The sequence below is a fragment of the Hyalangium minutum genome (assembly GCF_000737315.1).
In the GTDB taxonomy this organism is placed as follows: Bacteria; Myxococcota; Myxococcia; order Myxococcales; family Myxococcaceae; genus Hyalangium; species Hyalangium minutum.
Map to the genome: position 1 here is coordinate 64,577 of NZ_JMCB01000031.1, position 20,231 is coordinate 84,807.

A 20,231-nucleotide genomic window follows, 5' to 3' on the forward strand; every position below is an offset into this window, starting at 1 on the left:
TCCTCAAGAAATAAAAAGAAATGGGCCCCCCTGCTGATCCGCCCGCGAGGGGGTGCTACCATCCCGGAAATCTTTCCGCTTCACTGGAAAACCCCCCGGAGGTGGCTCTCCAAGTGCCTGAAAAATGGTGGGAAACGCAGCTACCTGCACCTACCTCCACCTATTTCAGCGCACGAAGCAACACCTTTGACTCCAGAATCGATAATCCTTTTGTCCCTCACTTCTTCTCCCCCAACTTCGAGAGGTCTCCCGTGACGATCCGCCGCCTTGATGGTCAGCCCCCCGTTGTCCCCACCACCCGCCCCACCGAGTCTCAGCCTGCCAACACCGTGAAGGCGACGCCGACCGCGGCCCCGAAGGCCACGGTGGATCAGTCCGGCTTCACCCAAGCCAAGCGCGGCCCCACGGATCTGACGGGCGCCTCGGCCCGCATCGCGGCGCTGCCCGGCCCGCTGTCTCCCTCGAGCCCCGAGGGCCAGGCCGCGGTGAAGGCCACCGTGGACTTCCTCAACCAGCAGGGCGGAGCGCAGGCCCTGTCGCGCGGTGGCAGCGGCGCCGCGACGGACGCCTCCAAGGCCTTCACCCCGCGCACCATCGAGCGTGACGAGCTGGGCATGACGCACGTGCGCATGGACCGCACGCACGAGGGCGTGAAGGTGTTCGGCGAGCAGGTCATCGGCCACCTGGACGCGCAGGGCAAGATGGACAGCGTCACCGGCCAGACGTCGCAGATCCCCGCGGGCCTGGGCACCAAGGAGCCCAAGCTGTCCTCCCAGGACGCGCTGGCGGTTGCCCAGAAGGACTTCGCGGGCCAGACGGACCGCAAGCCCTCCGTGGAGAAGGTCGTCTTCCAGGGCGCCGACGGCCAGTACCACACCGGCTACCACGTGGAGCTCACCAACACCACGAGCCAGGACGCGCGTCCCCGCCGCGAGAACTACCTGATCGACGGTGAGACCGGGAAGGTCGCCGAGAAGTGGAACCAGATGGGCGGCATCGAGCTCCCCTCGAAGGCCGCGAAGGCCGCGGCTCCCATCACCGGCTCGGCCACCCCCAACGCCGAGATCAAGGACCTGAGCACCACCAGCTCGGAGATCACCCTGGGCCAGGACGCCACCATCGACCAGCTCAAGGTGGACCTGGACCTGGCGCACACCTACCGCGGTGACCTGAAGGTGACGCTGACGAGCCCCTCGGGCAAGACGGCGGTGCTCAGCGACCGCGCGGGCGGCGGCGCGGATGACATCAAGGGCCAGTTCGATCTGTCCAAGGAGTTCGCTGGCGAGAAGGCGGCGGGCAAGTGGACGCTCACCGTGGAGGACAAGGCCAAGCGCGACACGGGCACGCTGAAGAGCTGGAGCCTGACGGCCACCCCGAAGGAGGACCAGCAGCCTCCCACTCCCCCGGCGGGCAAGGGCGACGACACCTCGCTCTACAGCGGCAAGGTGGACCTGAGCACCAAGCAGAACGCGGACGGCTCCTACAGCCTGGACGACTCCACGCGCGGCAGCGGCGTGGTGACGGTGGACGCCCAGAACAAGTCCACGGCCAGCAACCCGGTGGCCTTCAAGGACGCCAACAACACCTGGGGCGAGGCCGGTGACGACTCGCGCACCAAGGCCGCGGTGGACGCGCACTACGGCGCGCAGATGACGTACGACTTCTACAAGAACGTGCTCGGCCGCGACTCGCTGGACGGCAAGGGCGAGAAGCTCCAGTCCAACGTCCACATCAAGAACAACTACGTGAACGCGTACTGGGACGGCAAGCAGATGAACTACGGCGACGGCGACGGCAAGACGGCCGGCCCGCTCACCACGCTGGACATCGCCGGCCACGAAATCACCCACGGCCTCACCGAGCGCACCGCGGGCCTCGTCTACAGCGGCGAGTCCGGCGGCCTGAACGAGGCGTTCAGCGACATCATGGGCACCGGCGTGGAGTGGTACGCCAGCCAGCAGAACGAGGCGGTGAAGTTCGACTGGGCGGTGGGCGAGGACGCGTGGACGCCGACCAACGGCAACCCGAACGACGCCCTGCGCTACATGAACGACCCGACGAGCGACGGCTACTCGGTGGACCACTACAGCAACTACCCGAAGCAGACCGAGGTCCACGGCTCCAGCGGCATCGCCAACAACGCGTTCTACCTGCTGAGCCAGGGCGGCACGAACAAGACCTCCAAGCAGACGGTGGCGGACGGCATCGGCATCGAGAAGGGCCTGAAGATCTACGGCCGCGCGCTGACCAACTACATGACGCCGCGCACCACGTTCGCCGAGGCGCGTGACGCCACCATCAAGGCGGCCACGGACCTGTACGGGGCCAACTCGGCGGAGGTGCAGAAGGTGAAGGAGAGCTGGAGCGCGGTGGGCGTGGAGTCCAAGAAGTAGTCACCCGCGAAGCAGTCTCCGCTGGCGTCAGGCCGGACGTTCCTGGCGCCAGCGCGGCCACCCACCGGGCCGGCCCTCCTCGGAGGCCTGGTGGAGCGCCAGGGCCGCGTTGATGTCGTTTCCATCCACCGTCCCGACCAGCCGCCCCCGCTCCAGCACCAGGAGCAGGGGCGGTTGTGCTTCCACCATCCGGCGAGCGGCGGACCAGACATCGTCCTCGGGCGACACCACCACGGCCTTGCGGCAGAGCTCGCGGACGGTGCGGTGGGCGCGCTCGGGCTCGGGCACCCGGAGCAGCTCCGCGACCTCCACCCAGCCCACAGGCTGATCCTGCTCGGTGGCGGGGAGCGCAGGCCGCCGGGCGCGGTGCAAGTCTGCCAGGGCCTCCGCGACGGAGGTGTCGAGCTCCACGCCGTGGAAACGGGGCGTCATCACCTGCTCCACGCGGAGCTTCTCGAGCACGGCGCGGGCGCGCACCTGCTGGGCCTCGGCGTGGGCGCCGGTGAGCACGACGAAGGCGATGACGAAGAGGAAGGGGTTGAGCGTGAGCAGCCCCACCAGGAAGAAGAGCCCCGCGAAGCCCTTGCCCACCCCCGAGGCCACGCGTGTGGCACGCACCAGGCCCATGCGCCCCGCGAGCAGCCCGCGGAGAATCCGGCCGCCGTCCATGGGGAAGGCGGGCAGGAGGTTGAACAGGCCGAGGAAGATGTTGAGCCCGCTCAGGTACGAGAGGGCGAAGCGCGGGGTGAAGATGCGCGACTCGGGCAGCACCGCCAGGAGTCCGATGAGCAGCACGCCCAGGACCACGCTCGTCAGCGGACCCACGAGCGCCATGAGGACCTCGTCCCGGTGGCGCCGGGGCAGCTCGGTCACTTCGGACACACCTCCGACGATCATCAGGGTGATGGAGCGCACCCGGCCTCCGGTGCGCAGCGCATAGAAGACGTGGGCCATCTCATGGAGGAGCACGGAGGCGAAGAGCCCCACGGCGACCACGAGCCCCCAGAGGAAGGGCACCACTCCAGGCAGCTCCACCGGAACGGAGGCCGTCCGAGCAGCCTGGCGGACCACGCTGCCGAACACCAGGGTGAGCAGCGGCAGCGCCAAGAGGAGGGAATAGTGGAGGCGAATGGGGATGCCTCGGAATGAGGCCACCTTGAACGCTCCTCGCGTGCTGCGCATCACCACCTCCTCGGAGACTCCGCTCCTGCGGAGAAGCTCCATCCTGCTGGGGTGGGAAGCACGTTGCGGGAGAGGGCCTCCCTGCCCGCCCGGACTTCACTCAGGGCAGCGCGCGGAGCAGCTCCGCCAGCTTGGGCGGGAGCGCGGCCCCGTGCTCGCGGACCTCGTGGAGCTCGCGCGCCTTGAACTTCGCCGAGCGCTCGCGGGCTCCGAAGAGGCCGCGCCCCTGGGGGACGATGAGCTCATAGTCCACCGCGCCGAACCCGTGCTCGCCGGTGCTGCACTTCTCATGGTGGCGGAACGGCTGCGCCAGGAGGAACGGCCGCTGCTGGTCGCGGTACTCCTGGGCCAGCCGGTCGCGGATAGCGTAGCGGTCGCCCCCCTTCTGCTCCTCTTCGCGCCGGGCCTCCTCGAGCAGGTCAGGCACGCGGTCGAGCTTCTCGAGCAACCTCGCGGTCTCCGCATCGGCAGGGCTCATGGCCGCAGCCTAGTGCGAAGCGCTCGTCTGTCATCTCTCCCGCACCGGGAGCATCCGAGCCCGAGCCGATTTCCAACCCCCGCCCTACCTTGCTCGTCGGGGGGTAGGAGGCAGGGTCATGTGGTACCCATGGCGGATGGTGAAAGCGGCATATCAAGTGGCGCGCACCATCCGAGAACCGGAGCGGCTGGAGGACATCATCGAGTTGGCGGGAGTGCTCGTCCCTCCGCAGAAGCTGCGGCGGCTCACGGACAGCCTCTGGGACATCCCCTCTGTGGCCAGAGCCCTGCGCGAGCGTCCGCGCATGGGAGCGGTGGATGTGGCGGCGCTGCGCACCCTTCCTGCCGGGACACTCGGCCGGGCCTTCGCGGACCATCTGCTGGAGAACGGCCTGAGCGTCCTGCCCCGTCTGCCGGCCCGGACGGATGCGGAGTACGTCCGCGCCCATTTGCTGGAAGTGCATGACGTCTGGCATGTGCTCACCGGTTTCGGCACCCAGGTGGCCGGAGAGCTGGGGCTCCAGGCCTTCAGCCTGGCGCAGCTGGGCAGCCCATTCGCCGCAGGCATCCTCACCGGTGGCCTGGCCAACACCCTCCTGTTTGCCTTCTCCGAGCGGGACGTGCGCATGCGCGCCATTGTCCGCGGGTGGCTGCTTGGGAAACGGGCCCGGCCCCTGTTTGGGGGGGCCTGGGCGCGCATGTGGGAGAGCCCATTAGACGAGGTCCGAGCCCTGTTCGGACTGGAGGTGACGGCCGTCGAGGCGTTGCTGCCCCCCGTTACCCAATCGTGCTAGAGGGCGCCCCATGCCCATGGACGGAACTGAGAAGGACCCTCTTCGCGCACGGCTCGAGCAGATGGAGAAGCAGGCCGAGCTGGGCGGCGGCGCGGATCGCATCGCCAAGCAGCACGAGGCCGGCAAGCTCACGGCGCGCGAGCGCATTGATTTGCTGCTGGACCCGGGCTCGTTCATCGAGCTGGACAAGTTCGTTACCCACCGCTCGAGCGACTTCGGCATGGGGGACAAGAAGATTCTGGGCGACGGCGTCGTCACCGGCTACGGCACGGTGGAGGGGCGCCAGGTGTTCGTCTTCGCCCAGGACTTCACGGTGTTCGGCGGCTCGCTGTCGGGCGCGTACGCACAGAAGATCTGCAAGATCATGGACATGGCCACGCGGGTGGGCGCGCCCGTCATTGGCCTGAATGACTCGGGCGGCGCGCGCATCCAGGAGGGCGTGGAGAGCCTGGCCGGGTACGCGGACATCTTCCTGCGCAACACGCTGGCCTCTGGAGTGGTGCCGCAGCTCTCCCTCATCCTGGGCCCGTGCGCGGGCGGCGCGGTGTACTCGCCGGCCATTACGGACTTCATCCTCATGGTGAAGGACACCTCCTACATGTTCATCACCGGTCCGGACGTCATCAAGACGGTGACGCACGAGGAGGTGACGAAGGAGGCGCTGGGCGGCGCGCTGACGCACAACCAGAAGTCCGGCGTGGCGCACTTCGCGGCGGAGAACGAGCAGTCCGTCATCCAGATGACGCGCGAGCTGCTGTCGTTCCTGCCCTCGAACAACCAGGAGGATCCGCCGGTCCAGCCGAGCGACGACGATCCGTTCCGGGCCGAGGAGAGCCTGAAGGACATCGTCCCCAGCAACCCGAACAAGCCCTACGACATCAAGGACATCATCCGGGCCGTCGTCGACAACAAGCACTTCTTCGAGGTGCAGGAGCACTTCGCGAAGAACATCGTGGTGGGCTTCGCGCGGATGAACGGGCGCTCGGTGGGCATCGTCGCCAACAACCCGGCGGTGCTGGCGGGCTGCCTGGACATCGACGCGAGCGTGAAGGCGGCACGCTTCGTGCGCTTCTGCGACTGCTTCAACATCCCGCTCGTCACCTTCGTGGACGTGCCGGGCTTCCTGCCGGGCACGGACCAGGAGTGGGGCGGCATCATCACCCACGGGGCCAAGCTGCTGTACGCGTTCGCCGAGGCGACGGTGCCCAAGGTGACAGTGATTACGCGCAAGGCCTACGGCGGGGCGTATGACGTGATGGCGTCCAAGCACATCCGCGCGGACATCAACTACGCGTACCCGACAGCCGAGATTGCGGTGATGGGGCCGGAGGGCGCGGTGAACATCATCTTCCGCAACGAGCTAGGCAAGGCCTCGGACGCCAACGCGGAGCGCTCGCGGCTGGTGAACGAGTACCGGGAGAAGTTCGCCAACCCGTTCAAGGCGGCGGAGCTGGGCTACATCGACGAGGTGATTCGCCCCGAGCAGACGCGGGCCCGGGTCATCCAGGCGCTGGAGATGCTGAAGGACAAGCGCCAGGAGAATCTGCCTCGCAAGCATGGCAACATCCCCTTGTAAGGCGGGCTGAGGCCCCTAGCAGAGCAAGCAAGCGCGCGCCGTCCGGGAAATTCTCGGGCGGCGTTTTGGCTTTGAAGGGAGCCCACCAAGGAGACCCCTTTTGTCCCACCCGCGCCTCATCCTGTTTCTGTCCGATGTCGAAGGAAACCTCACGGCCCTGCGCCAGACGCTCAAGCGCATCTGTGAGGATATCGGCCAGTCCCTCCCCGAAGTGAAGTGGAGCCAGAGCAACAGTGCGCTGGCGGATGCAGGCTGGCACGTGGCCGAAGTCACGCTGCCCACCGCCCGGAAGCCCCGCGAGGGCCATCTGGAGGAGCACCTGGACAAGCTGACGCAGGCGCTGGCGCAGGACTTCCGCGATCGCGTCGTCGGGCTGTACGCGGACCGGGCCAACAGCTACGCGCGGGTGTGCGTGGGTGGTCCGGGGCGGCCCTCGAAGACGCTGGAGGGCGAGTTCCTCGACGTGCTGCGGCAAGCGGCGAAGTGGTTGGAGGTGGAGACGACGGTGCTTGCCCGCCTGCTGGGCAACAACCCGGCGCGCAACCTGCTGGCGGCGGCGGTGGACTTCGGCGAGGACGGCCAGGCCGCGGCGGAACAGCCTCCCGCGCCTCCGGAGCCGGACGAGGAGGATCGCTTCGTCGAGGCCAAGCTGGGCGAGGCGCGCCAGCTGATGGAGCGCTACCTCACCGCGACGCGCAAGTAGGCGCGCGTGCTAGATTGAAGGAGTGCTGCTCCTCGTCCTCTACGTGGGGCTAATCTACGCCGCAGGGCTGCTCGCAGCGCTGCTGGCGGACGGCCCTGTGTGGCGGCGAGTCCTGGCGCTGATGGTGATGGGCACGGCCCTCGTCGTGCCGTTCCTCGCGCCCGCCGACTACCCCACGCTTCGGGCCTTCCTGGGTGTGGGCAGCCTGTGGTTCCTGGCCCGAATCATTGAACTCGTCCGCGAGCCTCGGCGCCTGCCCGTGGCGCGCCGCGCGTGGCATGCCGTGGGGCTGGTGGATACCCGCTTCACGCGCCGCATGGCTCCCGGCGTGGACCGGCCCGCGCTGATCCGCCTGCTCCTGTGCGCGCCGCTCGTCGTCACGGGCTGGGCCGGGGTGTACTTCAGCGGCCAGCACCTCTCGGGCTCGCTCTATTGGGCGATTCGCTGGGCCTCCGGGGCCCTCCTCCTTTATATGGCGGTCGAGGTCGTCGTCTCCGCGGTGATCCTCGGCTACCGGCTGCTGGGCGTGGACCCGCGTCCGCTCCACGATGATCCGATCCGCTCGAAGAGCATCGGCGAGTTCTGGGGCCGGCGCTGGAACCGGGCCGTCCACCGCTTCCTCAAGCTGAACGTCTTTGCCCCCGTGGCGCGACGAGGCCACACAGAGCTGGGGCTGGCGCTCACCTTCGTGGTCAGCGGCCTGTTCCACTTCGCCTTCATGGTGCCAGCGGTGGGGCTGGGCTGGGCTGCGATAATGGGCGTCTTCTTCGTGCTCCAGCTTCCCTTGTTCTGGCTGGAGCGGGCCCTGGGCGTGGCGCGCTGGCGGGCGCCCCTGGCTCGGGTGTGGACCCTCTCCCTGCTGCTCGTGTTCTCCCCGCTCTTCGTCGAGCCGGTGCTCCAGATCGTCGACACCTGGAGCGCGGCTGGGAGCTAGGGGCCGGTCCCGGGCGGGACACCGGCATCTCCTCTGCGCCCCTCCAGTTCCGGAGGACGCGGGCTGCCCGGCTTGCCCCACTCGGAGGGCGCGGGCGGCACGGCGGTGCCCTTCGGCGCCTGGCGCTCAGCCGCCGGTGCTTCGTCCCCTACTCCAGTAGCGCCGTGCGCCGGACGCGCTTCCGGAGGCTTGGGGGTCTCAGCAGCCGCTGCCGGTGCAGCAGGGCTCTCCGCTGCCGGCTGTGCGGGAGGGCTCTCCGGCGCGGGAGGAGCGGTGACGGGCTTCCCGTCCTCGCATCCCCCCAACAGGAGACCGGCGAGCAGGAACGGAGCAATGGCGCTGCGCATGAGAGGCATCTCCTCTGAAGAAAGACTACGGGCCGGCAGGCTTCGGCCAGAAGGCAGGAGCGCTAGCCCCCTCCGCGGACAGGACACGCTCCTTCGTCTTCGTGTCCCAGACTTGAACGGAGTGCGGGTCGCCGTAGTTGGAGATGAGCAGGAACGCGTCCTGGGTCTGGATGCCCAGGAAGTCATCCTTCTTGGCCAGCAGCCCCTCCACCTCCACCAGCTTTCCGCCCTGCTCCCAGGCCACGGGGACCGAGGGATAGAGGTACTCGCCGCCTTGCGATCCCCGGTAGTAGACCGTGCCGCCCGGCGTGGAGACCTGCATCCACTGCCCGGACTCGTCCTGCCCAGGGAAGGCCGCATCCAGCTTCTTCACCGCCGCCTCCGGAGCATCGTCGCCCACCATGCGATCGGACGACACAGACGCATTCGCCACGGGCTGCAGCGTCTTCACCGTGTCGAGCTCCCTCGTACCCGGCGCCAGGTCCGACTCGAAGCCGCTGGCCTTCGTCTCGAGGTGCTTCCAGGCACCGTCCTCTAGCCGGTACGCATGCGCGAGCCCCGGAGAACCCTCCACACCCTCGGGCAACGCGTAGCTCTTGCCCTCGAAGGTCAGCACCGTCTTTCCACCCGGCCCCTTCTTCGTCTTCCGGGTGACGTAGATGTCGGTGACGAGGGCCACCACCTGCCCCTTCTTGTCGAAAGAGATCTGCTCGATGGCCGGCTTGTCCTGGTCCCCCGCCCCGACGCCTCCGGGCAGGGTCTTCAAGTCCAGCGCCTTGCCCGTGTGCGCGACCAGGTCCACCCGCCACGCCTTGGGCTGCTCACCCTCGCCCGAGGGCCAGGTGAACACCACGCCCTCCTTGCCGTCCGGGCTCCAGGAGACCATGGACCGGTCGCACGCGGCGTTGAAGACAAAGAGAACCGTGGGCTCCCCACTTGCTGGGAGTGATTGACGCACCCACTGGCAGCGCTCGGGGTCCGAAGGGCTCAGGTAGGACACCGTAGGCCCAGCAGCCGGAGCCGGCGTGGGCGCGGGCGGCGCGGCAGGAGCAGTGGGCGCAGGCGGAGGCGCCTGGGGAGGGGTGGCCGCAGCGGGGGCGCTCGGCTCCGGAGCCGGGGTGGCAGCGGGCTTTTCGGACTTGCAGCCCGCCAGCACGAGGGCGGCGAGCAGGGCACGGCTCCAGCGGCGCAGCGTCATGAGGTTCCTCAACGGTCCGGGGTGCAACAGGAGGGGGCCAGACTACCCCGCTCCAGCGAGCCCGCGTGTGCTAAAGGGCCCCCCATGCCCAAGATTCGCAAGATCCTCATCGCCAACCGCGGAGAGATCGCCATCCGGGTGATGCGCACCTGCAAGGAGCTCGGCATCGCCACGGTGGCCGTGTACTCCGAGGCCGACCGCTCCGCGCTCCACGTGCGCATGGCAGACCAGGCCTACCTGGTCGGCCCGCCGCCCTCGCGAGAGAGCTACCTGGTGCAGGAGCGCATCATCGAGGCGGCCAAGCAGTCCGGCGCGGACGCCATCCACCCGGGCTACGGCTTCCTCTCGGAGAACGCCTCGTTCGTCCGGGCCTGCGAGAAGGCAGGCATCACCTTCATCGGCCCGCCGGCCTCGGCCATGGACTCCATGGGCGAGAAGACGCGCGCTCGCCAGAACATGATCAAGGTGGGAGTGCCGGTGGTGCCGGGCACCGCCGAGCCCATCCCCACGGAGGAGCAGGCGCGCTCGTACGCAGAGGAGATCGGCTTCCCCATCATGCTCAAGGCGGCCGGTGGCGGTGGCGGCAAGGGCATGCGCCGGGTGGAGAGCCTGCAGGAGTTCAGCTCCGCGTGGCGCGGCGCCAAGAGCGAGGCGATGAGCGCGTTCGGCAATGACGCGGTCTACATCGAGAAGTACCTGGAGAAGCCCCACCACGTGGAGATTCAAGTCTTCGCGGACCAGCACGGCAACGTGGTGCACCTGAACGAGCGCGAGTGCTCGGCGCAGCGCCGCCACCAGAAGGTGGTGGAGGAGACGCCCAGCCCCATCCTCACCCCGGAGCTGCGCGCGAAGATGGGCGCGGTGGCGGTGCAGGCGGCCAAGGCGGTGAACTACGTGGGCGCCGGGACGGTGGAGTTCCTGGTGGACGTGCACCGCAACTTCTACTTCCTGGAGATGAACACGCGCCTGCAGGTGGAGCACCCGGTGACGGAGTGGGTGACCGGCCTGGACCTGGTGGCGCTGCAGATCAAAGTCGCCGAGGGCGAGAAGCTGCCCTTCACGGGGACGGTGGAGCCGCGCGGCCACGCCATCGAGGTGCGCATCTACGCGGAGGACCCGGCGCGCAACTTCATGCCGAGCCCCGGGAAGATTCAGTACCTGCGGGTGCCGGGCGGGCCGAACGTGCGAGACGACTCGGGCGTGTTCGCGGGCTACACGGTGCCCAACTTCTACGACCCGATGATCTCCAAGCTCTCCGTGTGGGCGCCCACGCGGGCCGAGGCGATTGCCCGGGCGCGCCGCGCGCTGAGCGAGTACGTGGTGAAGGGCATCACCACGAACACGCGCTACCTGTCGGCCATCCTGGCGCACCCGGAGTTCGCCGGCGGCGACTACGACACGAGCTTCTTGACGCGCGAGCACACCGTGCTGCTCGGCCAGGATGACCCGAAGCTGCAAGAGGTGGCCTTGCTGGCGAGCACGCTGTTCGCGCACCAGCGGGACCAGAAGAAGGCGAAGACCCTGCCCCAGAAGGCGGGCGCGGCGGCGAGCACCGGGGGCATGTCCCCGTGGCGCCTGGGCCTGCGCACCCGGCGGCGTTAGCACTCCCCTCTCTCTCTCTCGAGACACTCACTCCATGCGTTACTTCGCGAAGCTGCAGGGCCAGAAGGAAGCGGTGCCGGTGGACATCGAGCACCTCGGGGGCACCCAGTACCGGCTGACGCTCCATGAAAAGACGTACACGGTGGACGCGCTCACGCTGGACCACGGGGCGGTGTCCCTGCTGGTGGACGGCACCTCCTACCCCGTCGAGTTCGAGGAGAGCGGCGATGAGGTGGGCGTGCTGGTGCGCGGGCAAGTCACTCGGGTGGACGTGGCGGACGAGCGGCGGCTGCGGCTGCGCGCGGCCTCGGCGGGCTTCAGCGCGGAGGGCAAGCAGGTCATCAGCGCCCCCATGCCCGGCAAGGTGGTGAAGGTGCTGGTGAAGCAGGGCGACGAGGTGAAGGAGGGCCAGGGCCTCATCGTGGTGGAGGCCATGAAGATGGAGAACGAGCTGAAGAGCCCCAAGGCCGGCAAGGTGGTGGAGCTGCTGGCCAAGGAGGGCACGACGGTCGAGAACAACGCGAAGCTCGCAGTCGTGGAGTGATGTGATGGCGGACATCAAGGACGAGAAGGCTCGCTGGCAGAAACAGGTCTACGAGAAGGCCAAGGCGAAGGGCGGCGAGCGCCACCCCTCGTTCGTCACCTCCAGTGGCCTCGAACAGAAGCCCGTCTACACACCGGACGACGTGCCGGGCGAGTACACCGAGCAGCTCGGGTTCCCGGGCGAGTACCCCTTCACCCGCGGCGTGCAGCCCACCATGTACCGCGGGCGCTTCTGGACGATGCGCCAGTACGCGGGCTTCGGCTCGGCCGAGGAGTCCAACCAGCGCTACCACTACCTGCTCCAGTCGGGGCAGACGGGCCTGTCCGTGGCCTTTGACTTGCCCACGCAGATGGGGCGGGACGCGGACCACTCGCGGGCGCGCGGTGAGGTGGGCAAGGTGGGCGTATCCATCTCCTCGCTGAAGGACATGGAGGTGCTGCTCAAGGGGCTGCCCCTGGCGGACGTGTCCACGTCGATGACGATCAACGCCACAGCGCCCATCCTCCTGAGCCTCTACGCGGCGGTGGGCGAGCAGAACGGCGTGGCGCTGGAGCAGCTCTCGGGGACGGTGCAGAACGACATCCTCAAGGAGTACATGGCGCGCGGGACGTACATCTACCCGCCCGAGCCCTCGCTGCGGCTCATCACCAACATGTTCGCGTTCTGCGCGAAGCGGATTCCCAAGTGGAATCCCATCTCCATCAGCGGCTACCACATCCGCGAGGCCGGCTCGACGGCGGCCCAGGAGATCGGCTTCACGCTGGCGGACGGCATCGCCTACGTGGAGGCGGCGCTCAAGGCGGGCCTGCAGGTGGATGAGTTCGCCGGGCGCCTGTCGTTCTTCTTCAACGTCCACAACAACTTCCTGGAAGAGGTGGCGAAGTTCCGGGCGGCGCGGCGGCTGTGGGCGCGCATCATGAAGGAGCGCTTCAAGGCGAAGGATCCGCGCTCGATGATGCTGCGCTTCCACGCGCAGACGGCGGGCAGCACGCTCACGGCGCAGCAGGTGGACAACAACGTGGTGCGCGTGGCGCTCCAGGCCCTGGCCGCGGTGATGGGTGGGGCCCAGTCGCTGCACACCAACAGCCGGGACGAGGCCCTGGCGCTGCCCTCCGAGGAAGCCGCGCGGCTGGCCCTGCGCACGCAGCAGGTGATCGCCTACGAGTCCGGCGTGGCGGACATCATCGACCCGATGGGCGGCTCGTACGCCGTGGAGTCGATGACGGACGAGCTGGAGGCCAAGGCCCAGGACTACCTCCGCCGCATCGACGACATGGGCGGCATGGTGCGCGCCATCGCCCAGGGCTACCCGCAGGGCGAAATCCAGGAGGCCGCGTACCAGGCGCAGCGGGACTTGGAGCAGAAGCGCTCGGTGGTGGTGGGCGTGAACCAGTTCCAGATCAAGGAGCCGCCTCCGCAGGGGCTGCTGCGCGTGGACGAGACCGTGGAGCGCACGCAGACCGAGCGGCTCAAGAAGCTGCGCGCGGAGCGGGACAACGCGGCGGCCACGCGGACGGTGGATGCGCTCCGCAAGGCCGCGGCGACGCCGGACGAGAACCTCATGCCGCTCATCCTGGACGCAGTGAAGGCCTATGCGACGCTGGGTGAAATCTCCGACGCCATGCGGGACGTCTTCGGCGAGCACCAGGAGCATGTGGTGCTGTAGGCCACGCCTCGGACCCGTTCCGAGGTGATGTGCCGCTCAGATTTGAACGTTCCATGGCGGACGAGGCTCGACGCCGGGGCCAGATTCGCCACGATACGGTGGCAGCCCAAGCTCGAGCCCCCTGTGGACCCCCAAGCGCTCATTGATGCCACCCGAGGGGCGCTGTCGTACTCGCGCGAAACCTTCAACGCGATCGCCAGCGCATGCCCCCTGGCCCTCATGATTCTGGATGCACGGGGCCGTGTGCAGTTCTGGAACTCCGCCGCGGAGCGGATCTTCGGTTGGAGCAAAAACGAAGTACTCGGGCGCTTCCTGCCCAGCATTCCCGAGGACCGCCGCGAGGAGTTCATCACCAACCTCCAGCGGATCTTCGAGCACCGCGAGATTCGGGGCGTGGAGACGAAGCGGCTCACCCGGGACCGAGGGCCCATCGAGGTCCAGCTCTGGGCCAACCTCATCGAGCTGCCGGATGGGCAGAAGTTCTGCCTGACGCTCATCTCGGATGTGTCGCAGCTGCGGCGGCTCGCGCGGCAGAACACGCTGCAGCTGGAGCTCAGCCGCCTGCTGGCCGACGCCACGGTGCTGGACACGGCCCTCTCCGAGTGCCTGCACGCCATCTGCCGAGGCATGGACTGTCAGGTGGGGCAGCTGTGGATGCTCGAGCCCGGCACCCAGGCCCTGCGCCTCCAGGCCTTTCACAGCATCTCGCCTGGCGGCGAGGACGCCTTCACCCGGCGGAGCGCCACGCTCTCCTTCCGCCTCGGAGAGGGGCTGCCCGGGCAGGTGTGGCAGAACCGGCGTCCCTTCTTCATGGCTGAGCTGAACCAGGCCGGCACCTTCCTCCGGCAACCCGAGGCCGTGGAGGTGGGCCTCCGCGCGGGCGGGGCCTTCCCCATCGAGTTCGGCGGGCAGTTCGTCGGGGTCATGGAGTTCTTCCGCACCGCGCCCTTCCCGGAAGAGGAGGCTCCCTGTGAGCTGCTCGAGTCCCTGGGGCGGCAGCTGGGCCAGTTCGCCGAGCGGCTCCGTCACAGTGCCGAGCGTGAGCAGGCGCGCCGGGCCGCGGAGGCCGCCGCGGAGGAGGCCCAGCGTCAGGCCGCCCGGCTGCGGCTGCTCGCGGAGACCTCCTCCATCCTCTCCTCCTCGCTGGACTTCGCCCAGACGCTCGAACAACTCACGAAGCTCCTCGCCCCCACCCTCGCGGATGCGTGCTCGGTCTCCATCCTCACGGTGGAGGGAAAGCTCGAGCGGGTCGCCGAGGCCGCGCTGGATGACGAAGTGGTGCGGGCCATGGCGGCATTCCGGGCGGCGAGAGCGCCCCAGGAGGCCACTCACCCGATGGCGGAGGTGGTCCAGACGAAGCAGGCCCGCCTGTTCAAGGACTACGCGAGCGCCGTCACCCAGCGGCTCCCCGCGGACCACCCGTATACTGTCTTCATCCGCTCACTCCGCTTGCACCACGCGATCCTCGTGCCGTTGATGCGCGGCGAGCGGATGATTGGCGTGTTGGCGCTCGCGACGCTGGCCCACACGGGGCGGACGCTCACCGAGGAGGACTTCACGCTGGCCACCGCTATCGCCGAGCGGGCCGCGGTCGCCATCGAGAACGCGCAACTGCACGAGCGGGCGCTCGAGGCGGACCGGCGAAAAGACGAGTTCCTGGCGATGCTGGGCCACGAGCTGCGCAACCCGCTGGCGCCCATCCGCACCGCCCTGGAGCTCATGCGGCTGCGCGCCGGCGACGTCGCTTTCCGCCGGGAGCGGCAGGTCATCGAGCGGCAGACGGAGCACATGCAGCGGCTGGTGAATGACCTGCTCGACGTGGCGCGCATCACCCGGGGCAAGCTCCAGCTGAACCGTGAGCCGCTGGAGCTCTGGAGCATCATCTCCCGCGCCCTCGAGATGGTCGGTCCCCTCCTGGAGGCGAAGCGGCACACGCTGCACGTGGAGGTGCCGAAATCAGGGCTGCGGCTCTCGGGGGATCGCCACCGGCTCGCGCAGGTGTTCTCCAACCTCCTGTCCAACGCCGCGCGCTACACCGACACCGGCGGCCGCATCGAGCTGAGCGCCGAGCGCCAGGGGGACACCCTCCGGGTGCGGGTGCGGGACAATGGGCGGGGCATCGAACCCGCGCTGCTGCTGCGCATCTTCGACTTGTTCGTGCAGGGCACCGACACGGCCGCGCGCCAGGAGGGCGGACTGGGCATTGGACTGGCCCTGGTCAAGAACCTGGTGGAGCTGCACGGCGGAGAGGTCAGCGCCTCCAGCCTGGGGGCGGGCCAAGGCAGCGAGTTCGTGGTCCGGCTGGCGCTGCTGGACGCCTCCTCGCGGCCCGCTCCCCGCGAAGAGGCCCCCGAGCTGCGCCGCAGCGAGCGCCGCGCGAAGCTCCTGCTCGTCGACGACAACCGCGAGGCCGCCGAGGCGCTCACGGAGGCGCTGTCGCTGCTGGGCTATGAAGTGCGGGCGGCCTTCGACCCCGCCGAGGCGCTCCGCGAGGCCCAGGGCTTCGCCCCCGAGCTCGCCATCTGCGATCTCGGCCTGCCCGTGATGGATGGCTACGAGCTGGGGCGCCGGCTCAAGCAGCTCCGCCCTGGCCAGCCGCTGGGACTCGTCGCGCTGACGGGCTACGGGCAGGAAGAGGACCACTCGCGCTCTCGCGAGGCGGGGTTCCACGCCCACCTGGTGAAGCCCGTCGAGCTGAGCACCCTGCTCTCCACGCTGTCGCGCGTCCTGGGGGAAATGCCAGCCGCGAGTCCGTGACAGAGGTGAATGTGCCGCTCCGGCGTGGTAATCCGGGGCTCCCTGTTTCAAGAACCGCTCCGAGGTCCACGCGATGGAGATGCTCTGCACCCTGCGCAGCGCGACGGAGGCCCAACACCAGGCGCTGGTGAAGGCGCCAGAGCGGCTGCAGGACTTCCTGGACGACGAGGAGGACTTCAGCGACCTGCAGGGCGTGAGGTTCCTGGAGCTCGACATCGGCGAGTCGTGGCATGGCCTGCAGTACCTGATGACGGGAACGCCCTGGGAGGGCACCGCCCCGCTGGACTTCCTGGTGCGCGGCGGCGAGGACGTGGGCGACATCCCCTCGGATGAGGGCACGGCGCGCATCTTCAAGCCGGCGGAGGTGAAGAAGCTCTCCGAGGCGTTGCATGCCCTCTCCCAGGACACGCTGAAGCGCCGCTTCGACGCGGGAACGATGCAGGAGCTCGACATCTACCCGGGCCACTGGGACGACCCGCCGGAGGATGAGGATCCGCTGGAGGAGCTCGTCAGCTACTTCGCGGAGCTGCGCAAGTTCGTGAGCCAGGTGGCGCAGCGCGGGCACTCGCTGCTGGTGCACATCGGCTGACGCCCCGGCATCAGCCCGTGAGCAGGTCCCGGCCGAGCTTCAGCACGAGCGCTGCTACCACCAAGAGCACCACCTTGCGCACGAGCCGGTCCCCCCCCTTCACCGTGAGGTGGGCGCCAATCCACGCGCCGGTGAACTGGGCCGCAGCCATGGGCAGCGCCACGTGCCACAGCACCTTGCCACTCCACGCGAAGAGCACCACGGCGGCGATGTTGGAGGCGAAGTTCACCACCTTGGCATCCGCGGAAGCGCGCAGCAGCCCGTGGCCCAGCAGCGTGGAGAAGCCCACGATGAGGAAGGTGCCCGTTCCCGGGCCGAAGAAGCCGTCGTAGGCCCCGATGACGAAGGCCACCGCACCTCCGAGCAGCCGGAGCCGGGCCAGCGGAGGCTCAGGCCTGTCTCCTGGTGGCGGCCCCTTGCGGAAGGCCAGGAAGGCAGCCACCGCGACGAGCAGCACGAGCACCAGCGGCTTGAGCACCTCGGGTTTCACCCAGAGCACGAGCCGCGTGCCCGCGAATGCGCCCATCAGCCCGAGCGGAAAGGACACCCAAGCCAGCCGGCCGCTCACCAGGCGAGCGCGTGCGTAGCGCACCAGCGCCGAGAAGGACCCGAAGACGGACTGGCCCTTGTTGGTGCCCAGCGCGTAGTGCGCGGGCATGCCGGTGGCCAGGAGCATGGGCAGGGTGATGAGCCCGCCTCCCCCCGCGATGGCATCCACCCCTCCCGCCACGAAGGCCGAGAAGCACAGCAAGGCGAGTTCCAGGCCAGTCACTTCCACGGTCAGACCCACCTCCGCGCGGGCGGCGCCCCAGTACCACGCTGGCCCGCCCGGCGTCTTGCTTGCGCCCCGGCACATCCTGAGCGTCAATCCCTCCTGTCACCGTCCTGCTCCCTGAGGCCCCCCGTGTCCGCTCCGCTCCTTCCACTCGTGCTCGTGCTGCTGACGCAGGTGCCCGGCTCGGACCCCTCGGGGCCCAACTGCCGCTCCATCGATGGACAGATCGCCTGTGGCTACGCATGCAAGTCGGATGGGCTCCGGGTGCGCTGTGCCCAGACGCCCCAGGGCCGCTGCCAGGTGATGGATGGGCAGGTGGTGTGCTTCGACCCGCCCGCCTATGTCGTCCGGGCCTATGGCGGCTCGCTGCCCGAGGCCGAGTGCAAGGCCGGTGAGGGCGAGGTCGCCTGCGGCTATGCCTGCACGACGTACTTCGGGAAGCTCAAGTGCGCGCGCACCCCCGCGGGCGTGTGCCGGGGCCGGGGAGAGGCGGTGGAGTGCTTCGATCCTCCAGCCTCGGTGTTCGCCATCTACGGCCGTGAGACGCCCAAGATGGAGTGCAAGACCCAGGGCATGGACTTCGCGTGCGGCTACCGTTGCCTGGCGGGCTCCGAGGGCGTGAAGTGCGCCACCACCCCGTTCGGGGTCTGCAAGACCGAGGGCGGCCGGGTCACCTGCTTCGACCCCAAGCCCGAGGCCATCTGCGCCTTTGGCCGCTCCCTGCCGCCCCCCCAGTGCAAGAGCAGCGAGGGCACTGCGGTCTGTGGCTACTCGTGCGCCTCGGCGTATGGGCGGGTGGTCTGCGCCTCGACCCCGAAGGGCGTATGCAAGGTCTTCGACAGCGAGGTGCGCTGCTTCGACCCGCCGAGCACCCTGGAGGCGGACGCCTCGTGCCTGGCCATGCTGGGGCTGGCGGTGCTGGAGGGCGGCAAACCGTAGGGCGTGGCCGCTCGGTCGCTTGGTTCGGAGGGGCGGTGGCGGTAGGGTGTGACTCCGAAGGAGCGAGACCGCGCATGGCGGAGGGAGACGTCCGGCAGTACTTCATCCGCAACGACAAGGGCACCCTGTGGGGCCCGCTGACCCTGCCCACCATCGAGCTGCTCCTCGATAATGGTGTCATCCAGGGCCGGGTGCAGGTGTCCGAGGACGGGCTCCACTTCGCCTTCCCGGGCCGCTTCCCGCACATCCGCGATGCCTTCCCGCGAGAGCTCTGGGGAGACGTGATTGCCCCGGGCGAGACCGTGCAGATGGCTCGGACGGAGGTGCCCCCGGAGATGATGGGGCAGAGCGCTCCGCCCCCAGGGGCTCCCGCTCCCATCGCTGGTGCCGCGCCCGCAGCGGGCCCCGGTGCCGTCGCTCAGGCCACAGCGCCCCGGTCGGCCCCCGCCCAGCCTGCCGCGCTCCGGCCGAGTTCGGGTGCCATTCCTCCGGTGGGTGCGCCCCGGCCGGGCCCGGGTGGTGCGCCCCAGGCGGGTGTGCCCATGGCGGGTTCCGGTGTGCACCCTGCCGCAGTCCCCCCGGGTGCCATGCCGGGCAGGCCCTCTGGGAGCTTCCGTCCTGTCGGTGCTCCCGGTGCGGTACCCCAGGCGCCTCAGCCTGCGGTTCCGGGAGCTCCGGTGGCGGGTGCCGCCCCGAGGCCTCCCCACGTAGCGGCGCCCTCGGGTGCCCACGCCGCGGTGGCGCCCTCGAGGCCCTCATCCACTGCCACTGCGGTCGTCCCGGGTGCGGCCCCTACCGCTCCAGCTCCCGCGGCAGCCGTGAGTGCCTCGACGCCCTCGATTCCCGCGCCTCCCGCGCGTGGCACGATCGAGCAGCTCTCGCCCATCGCCCTCTACGGCCGCATCTCGGCGGGGACCCTCACGGGGCTGCTCACGCTCCAGCTGCCGGACCGCACCATCCTGCTCCACTTCCGCAAGGGCAGCCCCGAGTACGTCGACTCGTCGCATCCCGAGGATGCCCTCGGCACGATGCTCCTCCAGGCGAAGCTGCTCTCCGCCGAGCAGCTCCAGCAGGCCGAGGGCGCTCGCGATCGCTTCGGTGGGGACCTGGTTGCCGCGCTGTTCGGCCTGGGGCTGCTGCAGCCGGCCAACACCTTCAACCACCTCACCCAGCGCGCGCTCTCCATCCTCCACAAGGGCCTGCGCGCGGAGTCCGGCACCTTCTCCTATGAGGCCAAGGAGCTGCCGGCGGCGAAGGCCATGCCGCTCGGCAACCGCTGGGCGGTGTTGGGCGAGCAGGTCCGCCGCATTCCCACGGTGGACCTCAAGCGGCGCCTGCAACCGGTGCTGAACCTTCCGATCATGAAGGCGGAAGGCGTGGCGGCCCCGAGCGATTTGCGCCTCACGCCTCACGAGGTCCGCGTGCTCACCGTCATCGACGGCGTGCGCTCCATCGCGCAGCTGCTCGTGGACCTGCCCCAGGACCAGGACCACATCCTGCGGCTCGCGTTCCTCCTGAAGGAGCTCGACGCCGTCTCCTTCGCGGCCGTTTCCCAGCGCGCCCCGGAGCCGAAGGCCGCCGCGCCCAACCCTGCTGCGGCCGCGCCCAACCCTGCCGCTGCAGCCGCTGCCGCTGCGCCCAGGCCCGCCGCGCCCGCGCCTGCGCCCACTGCAGCCGCTGCGCCCAAGCCTGCCCCTGCGGCACCCGCGCCTGCGCCCGCCACGGCCGCTGCGCCCAGGCCCGCCACGGCTGCAC

17 protein-coding genes are annotated in these 20,231 nt (G+C 69.3%); 12 read left to right on the forward strand and 5 right to left on the reverse strand.

Features of this window, described 5'->3' with window-relative positions:
• Positions 1–251: 251 nt before the first annotated feature.
• Positions 252–2,393 (forward strand): M4 family metallopeptidase, encoded by a 2,142-nt coding sequence (locus DB31_RS42860; RefSeq protein ID WP_044199370.1) that lies wholly within the window; start codon positions 252–254, stop codon positions 2,391–2,393.
• Positions 2,394–2,420: 27 nt separating this feature from the next.
• Here DB31_RS42860 and DB31_RS42865 read toward each other — a convergent pair whose 3' ends face one another.
• Both DB31_RS42865 and DB31_RS42870 read right to left on the reverse strand, forming a co-directional pair.
• Complete coding sequence (locus tag DB31_RS42865; protein ID WP_044199434.1) at positions 2,421–3,575, reverse strand: site-2 protease family protein; 1,155 nt, start codon at positions 3,573–3,575, stop codon at positions 2,421–2,423.
• Positions 3,576–3,675: 100 nt separating this feature from the next.
• The gene (locus DB31_RS42870; RefSeq protein WP_044199372.1) at positions 3,676–4,053 is read right to left on the reverse strand and encodes a hypothetical protein; all 378 of its coding nucleotides are present in this window, start codon (positions 4,051–4,053) and stop codon (positions 3,676–3,678) included.
• Positions 4,054–4,171: 118 nt separating this feature from the next.
• Between DB31_RS42870 and DB31_RS42875 the strand changes: the two genes are divergently transcribed.
• From DB31_RS42875 to DB31_RS42890, 4 genes are all read left to right on the forward strand, one after another.
• The gene (locus tag DB31_RS42875) at positions 4,172–4,846 is read left to right on the forward strand and encodes a Coq4 family protein (protein WP_044199373.1); all 675 of its coding nucleotides are present in this window, start codon (positions 4,172–4,174) and stop codon (positions 4,844–4,846) included.
• Positions 4,847–4,862: 16 nt separating this feature from the next.
• Complete coding sequence (locus DB31_RS42880) at positions 4,863–6,422, forward strand: acyl-CoA carboxylase subunit beta (RefSeq protein ID WP_044199437.1); 1,560 nt, start codon at positions 4,863–4,865, stop codon at positions 6,420–6,422.
• Positions 6,423–6,522: 100 nt separating this feature from the next.
• Positions 6,523–7,125: a hypothetical protein gene (locus DB31_RS42885; protein WP_044199376.1), complete on the forward strand. Its 603-nt coding sequence runs from the start codon at positions 6,523–6,525 to the stop codon at positions 7,123–7,125.
• Between the two features lie 22 nt (positions 7,126–7,147).
• On the forward strand, positions 7,148–8,059 hold the full coding sequence (locus DB31_RS42890) for an MBOAT family protein (protein WP_044199378.1): 912 nt from the start codon (positions 7,148–7,150) through the stop codon (positions 8,057–8,059).
• Here the strand turns inward: DB31_RS42890 and DB31_RS49440 are convergent.
• Both DB31_RS49440 and DB31_RS42895 read right to left on the reverse strand, forming a co-directional pair.
• Positions 8,056–8,406 carry a hypothetical protein gene (locus tag DB31_RS49440; RefSeq protein WP_157232482.1) on the reverse strand — a complete coding sequence of 117 codons (351 nt, stop codon included), beginning with the start codon at positions 8,404–8,406 and terminating at the stop codon, positions 8,056–8,058. The two genes, DB31_RS42890 and DB31_RS49440, sit on opposite strands and share 4 nt — an antisense overlap.
• Before the next feature lie 25 nt (positions 8,407–8,431).
• Positions 8,432–9,604, reverse strand: a complete 1,173-nt coding sequence (locus tag DB31_RS42895; RefSeq protein WP_044199382.1) for a hypothetical protein — start codon at positions 9,602–9,604, stop codon at positions 8,432–8,434.
• Positions 9,605–9,688: 84 nt separating this feature from the next.
• On the opposite strand from DB31_RS42895, the gene accC reads away from it, so the two are divergent.
• The 5 genes from accC (at position 9,689) to DB31_RS42920 (ending at position 16,762) form a co-directional block, all read left to right on the forward strand.
• Complete coding sequence (accC, locus tag DB31_RS42900; protein WP_044199384.1) at positions 9,689–11,206, forward strand: acetyl-CoA carboxylase biotin carboxylase subunit; 1,518 nt, start codon at positions 9,689–9,691, stop codon at positions 11,204–11,206.
• A gap of 34 nt (positions 11,207–11,240) precedes the next feature.
• Complete coding sequence (locus DB31_RS51410; RefSeq protein ID WP_044199387.1) at positions 11,241–11,750, forward strand: DUF2118 domain-containing protein; 510 nt, start codon at positions 11,241–11,243, stop codon at positions 11,748–11,750.
• 4 nt (positions 11,751–11,754) lie between these two features.
• Positions 11,755–13,416: an acyl-CoA mutase large subunit family protein gene (locus tag DB31_RS42910; RefSeq protein WP_044199390.1), complete on the forward strand. Its 1,662-nt coding sequence runs from the start codon at positions 11,755–11,757 to the stop codon at positions 13,414–13,416.
• Positions 13,417–13,539: 123 nt separating this feature from the next.
• Positions 13,540–16,173: an ATP-binding protein gene (locus DB31_RS45840; protein ID WP_052420696.1), complete on the forward strand. Its 2,634-nt coding sequence runs from the start codon at positions 13,540–13,542 to the stop codon at positions 16,171–16,173.
• 73 nt (positions 16,174–16,246) lie between these two features.
• Positions 16,247–16,762 carry a YfbM family protein gene (locus DB31_RS42920; RefSeq protein ID WP_044199393.1) on the forward strand — a complete coding sequence of 172 codons (516 nt, stop codon included), beginning with the start codon at positions 16,247–16,249 and terminating at the stop codon, positions 16,760–16,762.
• A gap of 10 nt (positions 16,763–16,772) precedes the next feature.
• Here DB31_RS42920 and DB31_RS42925 read toward each other — a convergent pair whose 3' ends face one another.
• A complete protein-coding gene (locus DB31_RS42925; RefSeq protein WP_420806753.1) occupies positions 16,773–17,540 on the reverse strand; it encodes a TSUP family transporter in 768 nt (255 codons plus the stop codon).
• A 126-nt stretch (positions 17,541–17,666) separates the two neighbouring features.
• Here DB31_RS42925 and DB31_RS42930 point away from each other — a divergent pair, with 126 nt between their 5' ends.
• Together DB31_RS42930 and DB31_RS50130 are read left to right on the forward strand one after the other, a co-directional pair.
• Entirely contained in the window at positions 17,667–18,476 is an 810-nt protein-coding gene (locus DB31_RS42930; protein ID WP_044199395.1) for a hypothetical protein, read from the forward strand.
• A gap of 74 nt (positions 18,477–18,550) precedes the next feature.
• Positions 18,551–20,231, forward strand: a 1,681-nt coding sequence (locus DB31_RS50130) for a DUF4388 domain-containing protein (protein ID WP_338034360.1), incomplete at its 3' end; no start/stop codon positions are given.

Excerpts from the sequence above, each read along its gene's own strand:
- DB31_RS42865 (WP_044199434.1), bottom strand. The coding sequence starts at position 3,575 with ATGCGCAGCACGCGAGGAGCGTTCAAGGTGGCCTCATTCCGAGGCATC.
- accC (WP_044199384.1), top strand. The coding sequence starts at position 9,689 with ATGCCCAAGATTCGCAAGATCCTCATCGCCAACCGCGGAGAGATCGCC.
- DB31_RS42910 (WP_044199390.1), top strand. The coding sequence starts at position 11,755 with ATGGCGGACATCAAGGACGAGAAGGCTCGCTGGCAGAAACAGGTCTAC.
- DB31_RS42870 (WP_044199372.1), bottom strand. The coding sequence starts at position 4,053 with ATGAGCCCTGCCGATGCGGAGACCGCGAGGTTGCTCGAGAAGCTCGAC.
- DB31_RS42880 (WP_044199437.1), top strand. The coding sequence starts at position 4,863 with ATGGACGGAACTGAGAAGGACCCTCTTCGCGCACGGCTCGAGCAGATG.
- DB31_RS49440 (WP_157232482.1), bottom strand. The coding sequence starts at position 8,406 with ATGCGCAGCGCCATTGCTCCGTTCCTGCTCGCCGGTCTCCTGTTGGGG.
- DB31_RS42920 (WP_044199393.1), top strand. The coding sequence starts at position 16,247 with ATGGAGATGCTCTGCACCCTGCGCAGCGCGACGGAGGCCCAACACCAG.
- DB31_RS51410 (WP_044199387.1), top strand. The coding sequence starts at position 11,241 with ATGCGTTACTTCGCGAAGCTGCAGGGCCAGAAGGAAGCGGTGCCGGTG.
- DB31_RS42875 (WP_044199373.1), top strand. The coding sequence starts at position 4,172 with ATGTGGTACCCATGGCGGATGGTGAAAGCGGCATATCAAGTGGCGCGC.
- DB31_RS42895 (WP_044199382.1), bottom strand. The coding sequence starts at position 9,604 with ATGACGCTGCGCCGCTGGAGCCGTGCCCTGCTCGCCGCCCTCGTGCTG.